The following is a 12404-nucleotide window of genomic DNA, read 5'->3' as shown; positions in this document are numbered from 1 at the left end:
GCCAGGCTAGGCCGCGCCGACGGCCTGCGCGGGCACCGGGTCCCCGGTACCGGACCGCACGGTGCCGGACGGCGGCGCCACCGCCGGCTGGGCGGCCTCGCAGACGTCCAGGCGCAGCAGGTCCTCGTCGGTCTCGCGCCGGACCACGACGCGGGCACGGCCGTCGCCCACGAAGACCACGGCGGGGCGCGGCAGTTTGTTGTAGTTGGAGGCCATGGCGTAGCCGTAGGCGCCGGTGACGGGCGTGGCCAGCACGTCCGACACCCGGAGGCCGGCGGGCAGCGCGGCGTCGTCGATGATCACGTCACCGCTCTCGCAGTGCTTGCCGACCACGCGGGCGCGCAGCGGTCGCGGCGCTCGCGGGCAGCGCGGCAGAAACGCCTCGTACCGGCTGCCGTACAGGGCGGGACGGAGGTTGTCGCTCATCCCGCCGTCGACGCCGACATACGTCCGCACGCCCTCGATCCGCTTGATCGTGCCCACCCGGTACAGGGTGATCCCGGCCCGGGCGGCGATGGAGCGCCCCGGCTCGACGGTCACCTCACCGCTCCATCCCGAGCCGCACACCGCGTCCCGTACCCGCGCGGCCCAGTCCGCGAACGACGGCGCGGTCTGGCCCGCCTCGTAGGCGACGCCGAGCCCGCCGCCGACGGTGAGCCGCTGCGCCCGTACCTCCACCGCGAACCGGGCTACGGCCGCGGCGCCCTGCGCGAGCTCCACCGCGTCCAGCACCTGGGAGCCCACGTGGGCGTGGACTCCTTCCAGGATCATCGCGGGAGAGCCGAGGGCCCTCCGCACGGCGGCCGCGGCGGCTCCGTCGGCGATACCGAAACCGAACTTGGAGTCGTGGCCGCCGGTGCGGATCGCCTCGTGGGCTCCCGCGGCGACACCGGGCGCCACCCGGAGCTGGACCCGGGCCGCCGGCAGGTGCTCCTCGGCGTGCAGGCGCTCGATCCGGTCCATCTCGTCGAAGCTGTCGACCACCACGTGCCGTACCCCGGCCTGGAGCGCGGTGCGCAGCTCCGCCTCGTCCTTGTTGTTGCCGTGCAGCACGATCCGGTCGGCGGGCACGCCCGCGTGCAGGGCCACCCGTAGCTCGCCGCCGGAGGCGACGTCGAGCAGAAGGCCCTCCTCGTGGGCCAGCCGTGCCATGGCCGTGCACAGAAAGGCCTTGGAGGCGTAGGCCACGTGGTCCCGGCCGAACGCGGCGACCGCCTCCCGGCAGCGCCGGCGCAGGTGTTCCTCGTCGTAGACGAACAGTGGTGTGCCGAAGCGCTGCGCCAGTTCGGTGAGCAGGACCCCGCCGACGGCCAGCCCTTCCGGACGCACCTCGGCGGTGAGGGGCAGCAGACCCGCTTCGATGGCTGGCGACACAGTTCCTCCCTCGGCACCGGCTGGGGGCAGCGGCCGGCTCGCAGCCATCCTGCGGCCTGGCACCGGGGCGGAAAAAGCGCATTCTTCCGGGGCTGAGCCTCAGGAATCCCGATGCTCCGGGCCGGCCGGCCCGCCGCCGTGGACGCGTAGCCCCGCCGTGAGTGCGCGCGTGCGGTGCGGATCGGGAGGTCGGCGGCCCGTGCCCGCGCTCGCGGAAAAGTGCGCCTGGAACCCTTGACACCTTCGCGCGGCCAGCGGATAGTTTCTGGCCGCTCAGCGCTACGGCGTTGCGCCGAGCGCACCGAACGGCGGCGGAGTCGCCCGGTGCGGGGCACCAGATCATCGAGGAGTCTCATGGCCGAGCCGACTGCCGAACCGGGTACGCAAGCGCCTCGCGGGGTACTGCAGAGCGCCGACCGCGCCCTGGTCGCCCTGCTCTCGTTCACCGAGCGGCGGCCCGAGTGGGGCGTCAGCGAGATCGCCCGCCACCACGGCTGGGACAAGGCGGTCGCCCAGCGGCTGCTCACCACGCTCACCGCGCGCGGGTTCCTCACCTGCGACACGATCACGCGTCGCTACCGTCTCGGGCCGTCCGTACACCGGCTGGCCCGGGTGGGCGAGCACAGCGGGGTCCTGCCCTCGCTGGTCCGGCCGATCCTCGCGCGTATCCTGCGCGAGACCGGCGAGAGCGTCGTCCTCAACGTCCCCAACGGGGGCGGGTACCGTTGCGCCGCGGCCGTCGACGGCACCGGACCGGTCCGCTACACCGCGATCGTGGGCGCCCTCATCCCCGGCCACGCCGGAGCGTCCGGACACGCGATCTTCGCCCACTACCCCGAGGCGGAGATCCAGAAGACCTTCGGAGCCACCCCGCTCCAGCGCTTCAACGAGCGCACCATCACCGATCTGGACGCCCTGCTCGCCTGCTACGCCGACGTGCGCGAGCGTGGCTACAGCGTCAGCCACGGCGAGTACGACGAGGCCGTCTCCGCCGTCTCCGCACCTGTCTTCGAGGCCGGTACGATCGCCGCGTCACTGACGGTCATCGGTCCCGCGCACCGCATCGACGCCGGCGTCGACCGCATCGCCGAACTCGTCACCGCCGGAGCCGCGGAGGCCACCGCCGCCCTCGGCGCCTGACCGGCCCACCGGGCACCCGCGCTCGCGCCGGCCCTCACCGCTTCCCGCCGACGCCCGCCTCCCGCTCCACCTCCACCCGCTTCCCCCTTCCCTGTTCCCGTCGTCCTTCGGCGTCCCCCCGACCCGCCAGGACTCGCCCACGCAAGGGATGTCCCGTGCCCCATCACACCTCCGCACCACCCACCGCGCCCCCGCCCTCCCCGGTCGAGGAGCCGACGCGCCATCCCCGGGTTCGCGAGCCCGTCGTCTTCGTCCTGCTGGTCGTGCTCTCCGTCGTCGGCGCCGTGATCGGCGCGGACCTCGTCGCCAAGCTGGGGATCTCCGCGAACACCTCCGTCGTCGGCGCCCTGATCGCCATGCTCGTGGGGCGCATCCCGCTCGCCGGACTGCGCGGCATGCGGTCCGTCCATCGGCAGAACCTCGCCCAGTCCGCCATCTCCGCCGCCACCTTCGCCTCGGCGAACGCGCTGCTCACGTCCGTGGCCGTGCCGTACGTCTTCGGCCGCAAGGACCTCGTGTGGCCCATGCTGACCGGCGCGTTCATCGGGCTGCTCATCGACACGTGGGTGCTCTACCGCTCGTTCGGCTCCCGGCTGCTGCCCGCCACCGCGGCCTGGCCGCCCGGCACCGCGGCCGCCGAGACCATCAAGGCCGGAGACCAGGGCGGCAAGCGCGCCCTCGTCCTGGGCGCCGGAACGCTCGTCGGCATCGGCGGAACCCTGCTCAGCCTGCCGCTGTCGGCCGCGGGCGTCGCGTTCCTCGGCAACGTGTGGGCGCTGCTGATGTTCGGCCTGGGCCTCGGCATCCGCCAGTTCAGCCCCGACCTGTTCCACACCGACATCGGCGCGGGCTACATTCCCCACGGCGTGATGGTCGGCGCCGGCATCGTCGCCCTCGGCCAGGCCGTGGTGCTGCTGCTGCGCCGTCGCACCGACCGCACCGCGCACCAGCCGGCGCGGGCCGCCGCGAACACCGGTCCCACGGGCGGCCCCGGCACCGAAGCCGCCGCCGACCCCAGCACCGCCGTCACCGTCGACGAACGTGCCCTGCGCCGCACCCTGCTGCTCGGATACGCCCTCTTCACCGCCGGGGCCGTGGTCCTCGCCGTCGTCGGCGGCCTCGCCGGGGACATGAGCCCCACCGGCCTGGTCGCCTGGGTCCTGTTCGCCGCGTTCGCCGCCCTCGTGCACGAGTTGATCGTCGGCCTGGCAGCCATGCAGTCCGGCTGGTTCCCCTCGTTCGCGGTCACCCTGATCTTCCTGATCGCCGGCCTGCTCATCGGCGTCCCGTCCGTCCCGCTCGCCCTCCTCGTCGGATACGTGTCCGCCACGGGTCCCGCGTTCGCCGACATGGGCTACGACCTCAAGGCCGGCTGGCTGCTGCGGCGCGAGCACCGCCCCTGGGACCCCTTCGAACGCGAGGGCCGGCGCGAGCAGTTCCGGGCGGCACTCATCGGCTTCGGCGCCGCGCTCGTCGTCGTGGCGGTCCTGTGGCAGTCCTACTTCCGTCAGGGACTCATCCCTCCGGTCGCCAAGGTGTACGCCGACACCGTCAAGCACGGGCTCGGTGACCCGGGCGTGATGCGCACCCTGGCACTGTGGGCCATCCCCGGCGCGCTCGTCCAGTTGCTCGGCGGCACCAAACGGCAGATGGGCGTCATGCTCGCCACGGGCCTGCTGATCCTCACACCGCAGGCCTGCTGGATGGTCCTGGCCGCGCTCGCCGTCCGCGTCGGCTACCGCCGACTGCGCGGTCCGCGGGCCGAGGAGGAACTCAACCTCGTGGGCGCCGGACTCATCGCCGGATCCTCCCTCGGCGACTCGGCCCAGATCATCAAGGCCGGCTGACCCGGGGCCGCCCCCTATCCACCAAGCGGGACGCGCGATGCCGTCCCGCCGTACCCCGCACCGCTGATACGCGGTACCAAGGAGATCCACCCCATGGAGATGTTCAGCCGCCTCGAGCCGCGCGGCGAGTACCTCAGCTTCGAGCTCGCCCTCGCCGCCCGCAAGCTCGTCGAGGAGGTCATGCTCGTCAAGCCCGGCGAGCACGTCGTCCTCACCGGCGACACCAGCAGCGACCGCCGCGTACTCGAAGCCACCGCACAGGCGGTCGCGGCCGCGGGCGCCCACCCCGTCGTCGTCTGGTACGAGACGCTGCCCAGCTCCTCCATGGAGCCGCCGCGGCCCGTCGCCGGTGCCATCGCCGACGCCGACGTGTGGATCGAGTTCGCCGTCTCGTACGTCATGCACTCCGACGCCTTCCGGACGGCCATGGCCAACGGCTGCCGGTACACCAACCTGACCGCGATGGACGTTCACATGCTCGTCGCGACCGTGGGACGGCCCGACTTCCAGGGCGTCATCAAGCTCGGCAAGGCACTGGTGCGGTTGCTGGAGCAGGCGGACGAGGTCCGTATCACCTCGGCGGCGGGCACCGACCTGGTGGGCCGCAACGGTGACCGCCCCATCAACCTGCGCGGAAAGCCCGCCGAGAGGCCCGGCGAGACCGTGATGCTGTCCGGGCAGATCTCCTGGAACCCGCTGGAGGAGACCCAGGACGGCGTCCTCGTCTTCGACGGCGCCCTGTGGCCGCCGGACCAGCTCGGCCTGCTGCGCTCCCCCGTCCGCCTCACCGTCGAGAAGGGCGTCGTCACGGCCGTCGACGGAGACGGCCAGGACGCGGCCGTCTTCCGCCGCTGGATGGAGTCCTGGAACGACCCGAACATGTACCGCATCGCCCACTGGTCCCTCGGCTTCAACCCGGGCGTGCCCGCCCCCACCGGCCGCATCGTCGAGGACGAGCGTGTCTTCGGCTGCGTCGAGCTGGGCATCGGCACCAAGGGTGCCTGGATCGGCGGCGAACCGTGGGTCGCCGCCGCGCACACCGACGGCTCGGTCAGCGCGCCCTCCATTCATCTGGACGGCGAGTGCATCGAGAAGGACGGCGTGTACGTACATCCCGAACTCGTCGAGATCTGCCGTGAGCTGGGGGTCGAGGGCTACTGATGGCCACTGTCCATCGCCACGGCGGCATGGTGTGCACCGACCACACTCTCGACGTCCCGCTGGACCACTCCAGCCCCGACGGCCCGTCGATCTCCCTCTTCGCCCGCGAGGTCGTCGCCGCCGGCAACGAGCACCGCGACCTGCCCCGACTGCTGTGGCTCCAGGGCGGCCCGGGCGGCCGCGCGGAGCGCCCGAACGCCGCCGGTGCCTGGCTGAAGCGTGCGCTGAGGGAGTACCGGGTGGTCCTCATGGACCAGCGCGGCACGGGCCGGTCCAGCCCTGCCGACCGGCACACCCTCGCGGTCCATCCGTCCCCCGAGGCCACGGCCGAGTACCTCGCGCACTTCCGCGCCGACGCCATCGTCCGCGACGCCGAGCTGCTGCGCGGCTGCCTCATCGGCGACCGGCCGTGGACCGTGCTGGGCCAGAGTTTCGGCGGCTTCTGCGCGCTGACCTATCTCAGCCACGCCCCCCACGGCCTGGACCAGGTCTTCATCACGGGCGGCCTGCCCACGCTGACGGGTCACGCCGACGATGTGTACCGGCCCGCGTACCGGCGCACCGCCCGCCACAACGAGCTGTTCTTCGCCCGCTACCCGGACGATCAGGAACTCGCGCGAAGGATCGCCGCGCACCTCGGCGCCCACGACGTGCGCATGCCGTCCGGCGAGCGACTGAGCGCCCGCCGCTTCCAGTCCCTCGGCATAGGTCTGGGCACGTCGTCCGGCTTCGACGCCCTCCACTACCTGCTGGAGAGCGCGTTCGTGGCCGGGCCGGCCGGACCACGGTTGTCGGACGCCTTCCTGCACGGCGCCCAGGCCACGCTGTCCTTCGCGCCGCGCCCGCTGTACGCGGTGCTCCACGAGCCCATCTACGCCCAGGGCGGCCGGGCCACCGCATGGTCGGCGCACCGCGTCCGCGAGGAGTTCCCCGAGTTCGACGCGGACGGTGACGGTCCGTTCCGTTTCACCGGCGAGATGATCTATCCCTGGCAGTTCGAGGAGGACCCGGCGCTGGTTCCGCTGCGCGAGGCCGCGCATCTGCTGGCCGCGCGCACCGACTGGCCCGCTCTCTACGACCTGAACCGACTCGCCGGCAACAGTGTCCCGGTGGCGGCGGCCGTGTACTTCGACGACATGTTCGTCGACCGCGAGCAGTCCCTGGAGACCGCGGCAGTGGTCCGTGGTCTGCGACCGTGGATCACCAACACCCATGCCCACGACGGCGTCCGCGCCGACGCCGCCGTGCTGGACCGGCTGATCGCGATGGCGCGCGGCGAGGCGTGAGGCACCGGCCCGCCGACCCAGTGCTGATCCCCGCTCGGCGTCGTACGAGCGGGGATCAGCACTGTCGGCGGGCACCTCGTGCCCGGATCGGACGGTGGGTGCCCGGGGGTGGATCGGGCCCCGTCAGGTGGTCAGGGTGTCCAGTGCCGTCCTGGAGGCGGGGCCCGATGCGGGGCGCTCGCCGAGATCCGCTGTGGGGACCTTGGAGGTCTCCCGCAGGCCCCAGGCGCACAGTGCCAGGACGAGGGCCGCCGCGCCGGAGTAGAGCCCGACACCGATCGGATCGCTGTCGAAGGCGATGAACAGGGCGGTCGCGGCTGTGGCCGCCGTGCCGCCGCCCAGGGCCGCACCGGTCTGGTAGGTGGCGGAGATGGAGGAGTAGCGCGTGCTGTTCGGGAACTGCTCGCCCAGGAAGGCGGGGATGCACCCCTGCGGAGCGGCCATGAGCACGTTCACCAGCACGTAGGCGCCGGTCGCGAGGACGAGGACATGCCCGTCCACCATGGGGAAGTAGGCGAAGAAGAACGCCCCGTAGGCGAGGGTGCCCAGGATCACCACGGGCTTGCGGCCGATCCGGTCGGAGAGCAGGGCCATGACGGGTACGGCGACGGTGAAGGCGATGGAGCCCGCCACCTGGAGCAGCAGCGACTCGGTGTAGCTGTAGCCGCGTTCCTCGGCATAGGTCACGGTGAAGATGGTGCCTATGTAGGCCAGGGTGTTGTAGCCGAAGGCCACGCCGATGGCCAGCAGCATGTGGCGCGGATGCCGCTTGATGGACTCCAGGATCGGCACCCGGGGAGCGTGCTCGGTGCGCCGCTCCTCCTGGGGCATGCGGCTGCGGGCCACGAGGCCCACCACGACCAGCAGGCCGCCCAGCCAGAACGGCACGCGCCACGCCCAGGTCTCCAGCTGCTGTCGCGGCAGCAGCGTGATCAGGGTGAACACGCCGGTGCCGAAGAGGCTGCCGATGCCGATGCCGGCGCTGGTGAAGCTCCCCCACAGCCCTCGCCGGTTGTCCGGGGCGTTCTCGATACCGAAGAGGGATGCGCCGCCCCACTCGCCGCCGGCCGCGAAGCCCTGGATGAGGCGCAGGACGACCAGCAAGACCGGTGCGGTGACGCCCACGTTGCCGTAGTCGGGCAGGCAGCCGATGAGGAAGGTGCTGGCGCCCATGACCAGCAGGGTGAGCAGCAGCATGGCCTTGCGCCCGATCCGGTCACCGAAGTGGCCGATCACGATGCCGCCGAGGGGGCGGGCGATGAAGCCGCTGCCGAAGGCCGCGAAGGCGACGAGAGTGCCCATCCTGTGGTCGAGGCTGGGGAAGAAGAGAGTCGGGAAGACGATCGCGGCGGCGAGGCCGTAGATGATGAAGTCGTAGAACTCCAGCGCGGTGCCGAATCCTGAGATGAAAAAGGTGCGCGCGGCTGTGGTGGCCTCGGCTCTGGGGCCGGACCGGGCGGTCTGTGTCATCGAGATTCCTTCCAGTTCGGGAAAGTCCGGGTCAGAAGCGCTGGAAGCCCAGCTCTGCGGCCTCGTCCGGGGTGCCGGCCACGTAGTCCAGCGCGCAGTGGGCGACGTCGAGGCCGATGGTGAGCAGGGTGCCCCACTGCTCGTGGAGCGGCTTGGCCGCATCCGGCCTCATACAGATCGCGGCGCTCGCTCCGGCGTCGCCGCACAGAGCCTTCGCCCGCTGGGCGGGGGCGAGTCCCGGCAGGGCCGAGCGGACCTCCCGCAGGTGCGCGAAACGTTCCTGCGACGAGGAGTCGGCCGGATGGGTGTCCCCGGCGGCGAGGTCCGCGTCGAGGAAGTGATTGGTGTGCAGCAGCCAGCCGTCCGCACCGGCCGGGACCACCGCGAGCCCGGCCGGTGAGAGCTCGAGGCTCGCGGCGCCCGCATCGCCGGTGACCACCGTGAGGGACGTCGAGGCGCTGACCCGTGCCGTCGAGGCCAGTGCGACCGCCTGGTCGAGGGTGTCCGCCTCGTCGAGTATGCGGCGGGCGATCGCGTGCACGGGCACTGCGCCGGCGTCGGAGTCGGCGTCGTGGAACAGGATGTTGAAGTGCACGCCGAGACCGGCGCTGTTGACGCCGATCTTGCCAGGCGCGCCGAACTCGGTGAAGAGCTTCACCGTGCGCCCCGTGCTCGGGGTCAGTTCGTGCAGCAGGGCGTCGGGAACGAGCGACGCGTGCCAGTCCCAGGTCTGCACAGTCTCCGGCGGCGCTCCGGCGGGCGCGAACACCGCCGTCGAGCACTCGCCCTCCTCGGCCGGCGCAGCGGCGGCGAGGATCTCGGTACGGGCACCGACGGCCGCAACCTTCCACCGCTCGACACCCGCCGCGTCGGCACAGGCGTCGGATTCCTCGGCCAGGGCCGGAGCCCATGCCCGCAGGGCTTCCCGGCTCCGCTCGCAGATGTCACGCGCCCGTTCCGCAGGGATGCCCAGAACGGCGAAGTGCTCCAGGTAGAGCTGCGTGATGTGTTGTATCCGGGCGCCGAATCGGGTGCCGAGCAGATGACCGCGTTCACGGGGGTCGGCCGTCACGGTCCGCAGGGTGTGCAGCTGCACGAAGGGGTCCTTCCAGGTTCCGGGCACAGGAGCCCGCGGGGCCGCTCAGCGACTTCTGTGCGGCGCCGGTCACGCTAGGGAGGTAAAACGTTTTATACAATGCGCCCGAGAGCATTCTTTTCCGGACTTGGGGCGGCTCGATGGCGCGGACACAGGGCATCACCATCAAGGACGTGGCACGCCGGGCCGGGGTGTCCATCACCGCCGTCTCGCACGCCCTCAACGGCAAGGGCACCCTGAGCGCGGCCACCCGTGAGCACATCCGCGGCGTCGCCGACGAGATGGGCTACGAGGCCGACGCCCTCGCGCGCGGCCTGCGGCGCTCCACCGTCGGGGCGGTCGGGCTGGTACTCCGCTCCCTCGACGCCCTGGGCGACTACGCCCCGGCGGGCGTCGACGTCTTCGAGAGGTTCATGGGGACGACCGCTTCCCAGGCCCTGGCGCGTGGCCTGAGTCTCATGCTGGTGCCGGACCTGACGCGGGCGCCGGTCCCCGCGCTGACCTTCTCGATGGACGGCTACGTCGTCACCAACCCACACCTGGACGACCCGGTCATCGCCCTCCTGGAAAAGCGCGGCATCCCCTACGTCACCTACGGCCGCGACCCCGGACGCCCCGACTTCCCGCACTGGGCCTCGGAGGACGACACGGCCGCCTGGCACCTGGTCCTGGCCCACCTGGAGGCCGCGGGCGCACGCAGCATCGTCCTGGTGCGCGGCACCGACCCGAACGCATGGAACCTGGAGTACCAGGGCGTCTACCTGAACTGGTGCGCCGAGCGGGGGACCACACCCCGGCTGTACGAACTGGCCGAGCGCGCAGGTGTCGAGGGCGGCGTGCGACTGGCGGACCGCATCGCCGACGACGGAGTGCCCGACGCCGTCTTCTGCCTCACCGGGCGGCACGCGGCCGGCGTGCAGCAAGGGCTCATGGCACGGGGCGTCAGAGTGCCGGAGCAGACCATGGTGGTGGCCGGCTCCGACTCCGAGCACGCCCGCAACAGCCGGCCGGCCATCTCGGCCCTGGAACTGAACCCGGTCGCGAGTTCGGCCGCCCTGCTGGACATCCTCCAGTCCCTCATCGCCGGCGAGGAACCCGCCTCACCCCGCCTCACCAACGCGCGTTTCCGGCCGCGGGGTTCGACACGGCGGTAAGGGCGGGACAGCCGGCTTACGCGGAAGCCGGAGGAGTCCAGACCTTCGGACTCGACGGGACCACGGCCGAGCGCCCCGAGCTCGTCTGCGACCCCGCCTTGTCCGACGGCAGTGAACTGATGGACTTCGGGTGGTATCCGGTCCTGGCGATCCGACACCTGACCGGCCTGGACGTGGACGAGGTCGTCGCCTTCAGCAGTGCCGCCCCCCATGCGCCACTCTTCGACGGCCCGCACGGCGCCCACGGTGTGGAGGACGCGGCGGTGCTCTCGCTCGGCCTGCGCAACGGAGTGGTGGCGACCGCCACCGTGGCCCGCACACCCGCAGGCATCGGCCCGGCCCCCGTCCCGTCCAGCCTGCGGGTGCTCGGCTCGCACGGCCACGTACTCGCCGACGAGGACGCTCCCTCCGTCTCTGCGCGCGGAGCGGACGGCGCCAGCGTCTCACGCCAGGGCGGCGGACCCGCCGGGGTGACGGCGCTGCGCAGGCTGTTCGCCGAGTTCTGCGACGACATCCGCTACGGACGCACTCCCCTGGTCACGGCGGCCGACATCCACGCGGCGGTCGCCGTGGTCGAAGCCGCGCTGTCCTCCGCACGCCGGAACGGCGCACCTGTCGCGCCTGCCGTCCGCGCCGTGGGCACTTCGCACTCAGGGAACTCCGCGACCACCTCTTGATGGAACTCGAGCACCAACCGGTCCGCGAGCCCGCCGGGCTGTGTGAGCGGCGGCACACGGCCGTGGGGCTTCCGATTCGGACGGTGGAGGCGTACGTTCCGCTTACCCCGCGTAGGCGCCTTCGAGGCGCCGGCCCGCCGGTCCTGGGCGGCGGGCCACGCGGGGGCCAACCGTCCTTCTGGCCGGACGAGTCCTTCGACTCGGTCGGCGAGTCGGACACTCGGTGAGCTTGATCCTCACCTGATGGTTGTGGTCGGCAGCCCACGCGGCGCAGCGATGAGTTTTCGCTGCCCGCGGAGTCTCACCACCGTTGTCGACAACGACGGAGGAACACGTGTCTCAGCTACTGAGAGTCCAGAACTTCAACGTCTCGAGCGATGGAATCGGTGCCGGTGAGGACCAGAGCTTCGAGAGTCCGTTCGGCCACGCCCACCCCGAGAGGCTGTTCGCCTGGGCCGGCGCCACGGCGAGCTGGCCCATGCGCACCGACCCCGGTGGGAGCCGGGGCCTCGACGACTACTTCACGCGGGACTACGCACGGAACATCGGCGCCGAGATCATGGGCCGCAACAAGTTCGGGCCCCAGCGCGGGCCCTGGAACGACCATGAGTGGCGCGGCTGGTGGGGTGACGAGCCGCCGTTCCGCACCCCGGTGTTCGTCATGACCCACCACAAGCGCCCTTCCTTCACGCTCTCCGACACCACCTTCCACTTCGTCGACGGCGACCCGGCCACGGTCCTCGAGCAGGCGAAGGAGGCGGCGCAGGGCAAGGACGTACGACTCGGCGGCGGGGTTACCACCGTCCGGCAGTTCCTCGACGCCGACCTCGTCGACACCATGCACGTGGCGGTCTCTCCGGTGAAGCTCGGCTCCGGACTACGGCTCTGGGAGGCACCCGACGAGCTGCTCGACCGGTTCCACCTCGAGGTCGTGCCCAGTCCGAGCGGCGTGACGCATCACCTGTTCTGGCGAAAGTGACACGAGGGCCGCCTGGTCGTCGGGGACGGGTCACTCGGCCCACGGCAGCGGGATCTCGTCCTCGCTGCCCGGCATCATCGCCTTGCCGCCGACGACCATGGCGACCAGCGCCTCCGCGGGGCCGCCCACGGCCTGGAGCCGCCGGACCACCCCGGCGGGGACGATGACCGCCTGACCGGCCCCTTGGCCGGCTCGGTCCCGCCGTCCACCTCGACCAGGA

The 12404-nt window shown here is 72.0% G+C and carries 9 protein-coding genes and 1 pseudogene; 7 read left to right on the top strand and 3 right to left on the bottom strand.

Translation table 11 applies throughout. From position 1 onward, the window contains the following. Positions 1 to 6: 6 nt before the first annotated feature. Positions 7 to 1374 (bottom strand): diaminopimelate decarboxylase, encoded by a 1368-nt coding sequence (gene lysA, locus ACFY4A_RS06935; RefSeq protein ID WP_390828351.1) that lies wholly within the window; start codon positions 1372 to 1374, stop codon positions 7 to 9. 354 nt (positions 1375 to 1728) lie between these two features. On the opposite strand from lysA, the gene ACFY4A_RS06930 reads away from it, so the two are divergent. From ACFY4A_RS06930 to ACFY4A_RS06915, 4 genes are all read left to right on the top strand, one after another. Then, positions 1729 to 2514, top strand: a complete 786-nt coding sequence (locus ACFY4A_RS06930; RefSeq protein ID WP_390828350.1) for an IclR family transcriptional regulator — start codon at positions 1729 to 1731, stop codon at positions 2512 to 2514. 155 nt (positions 2515 to 2669) lie between these two features. Then, positions 2670 to 4361 carry an OPT/YSL family transporter gene (locus ACFY4A_RS06925; protein WP_390828349.1) on the top strand — a complete coding sequence of 564 codons (1692 nt, stop codon included), beginning with the start codon at positions 2670 to 2672 and terminating at the stop codon, positions 4359 to 4361. A gap of 93 nt (positions 4362 to 4454) precedes the next feature. Next, positions 4455 to 5522: a hypothetical protein gene (locus tag ACFY4A_RS06920; RefSeq protein WP_390828348.1), complete on the top strand. Its 1068-nt coding sequence runs from the start codon at positions 4455 to 4457 to the stop codon at positions 5520 to 5522. Next, a complete protein-coding gene (locus tag ACFY4A_RS06915; RefSeq protein ID WP_390828347.1) occupies positions 5522 to 6808 on the top strand; it encodes an alpha/beta fold hydrolase in 1287 nt (428 codons plus the stop codon). The genes ACFY4A_RS06920 and ACFY4A_RS06915 overlap by 1 nt, the downstream gene beginning before the upstream one ends. Positions 6809 to 6931: 123 nt before the next feature. On the opposite strand, the gene ACFY4A_RS06910 is transcribed toward ACFY4A_RS06915, so the two are convergent. Together ACFY4A_RS06910 and ACFY4A_RS06905 are read right to left on the bottom strand one after the other, a co-directional pair. Beyond that, entirely contained in the window at positions 6932 to 8278 is a 1347-nt protein-coding gene (locus ACFY4A_RS06910; protein ID WP_390828346.1) for an MFS transporter, read from the bottom strand. 31 nt (positions 8279 to 8309) lie between these two features. Beyond that, a complete protein-coding gene (locus ACFY4A_RS06905; protein WP_390828345.1) occupies positions 8310 to 9374 on the bottom strand; it encodes a C45 family autoproteolytic acyltransferase/hydolase in 1065 nt (354 codons plus the stop codon). A 140-nt stretch (positions 9375 to 9514) separates the two neighbouring features. Between ACFY4A_RS06905 and ACFY4A_RS06900 the strand changes: the two genes are divergently transcribed. The 3 genes and pseudogenes from ACFY4A_RS06900 (at position 9515) to ACFY4A_RS06890 (ending at position 12184) form a co-directional block, all read left to right on the top strand. Next, positions 9515 to 10528, top strand: a complete 1014-nt coding sequence (locus ACFY4A_RS06900; protein ID WP_390828344.1) for a LacI family DNA-binding transcriptional regulator — start codon at positions 9515 to 9517, stop codon at positions 10526 to 10528. 86 nt (positions 10529 to 10614) lie between these two features. After that, positions 10615 to 11205: pseudogene (locus ACFY4A_RS06895) on the top strand (Gfo/Idh/MocA family oxidoreductase); the annotation flags it as partial. A 334-nt stretch (positions 11206 to 11539) separates the two neighbouring features. Further along, entirely contained in the window at positions 11540 to 12184 is a 645-nt protein-coding gene (locus ACFY4A_RS06890) for a dihydrofolate reductase family protein (protein WP_390828343.1), read from the top strand. The last annotated feature ends 220 nt before the right edge of the window (positions 12185 to 12404 follow it).

Source organism: Streptomyces sp. NPDC001292 (assembly GCF_042896465.1).
Lineage (GTDB): Bacteria > Actinomycetota > Actinomycetes > Streptomycetales > Streptomycetaceae > Streptomyces.
The sequence above is the reverse complement of the archived record's forward strand: the minus strand, read 5'-3'. Positions and strand labels throughout refer to the sequence as shown.

Bases quoted from the DNA above. Each gene is read 5' to 3' on its own strand.
- ACFY4A_RS06920 (WP_390828348.1), top strand. From the start codon at position 4,455: ATGGAGATGTTCAGCCGCCTCGAGCCGCGCGGCGAGTACCTCAGCTTC.
- ACFY4A_RS06930 (WP_390828350.1), top strand. From the start codon at position 1,729: ATGGCCGAGCCGACTGCCGAACCGGGTACGCAAGCGCCTCGCGGGGTA.
- ACFY4A_RS06900 (WP_390828344.1), top strand. From the start codon at position 9,515: ATGGCGCGGACACAGGGCATCACCATCAAGGACGTGGCACGCCGGGCC.
- ACFY4A_RS06915 (WP_390828347.1), top strand. From the start codon at position 5,522: ATGGCCACTGTCCATCGCCACGGCGGCATGGTGTGCACCGACCACACT.
- ACFY4A_RS06910 (WP_390828346.1), bottom strand. From the start codon at position 8,278: ATGACACAGACCGCCCGGTCCGGCCCCAGAGCCGAGGCCACCACAGCC.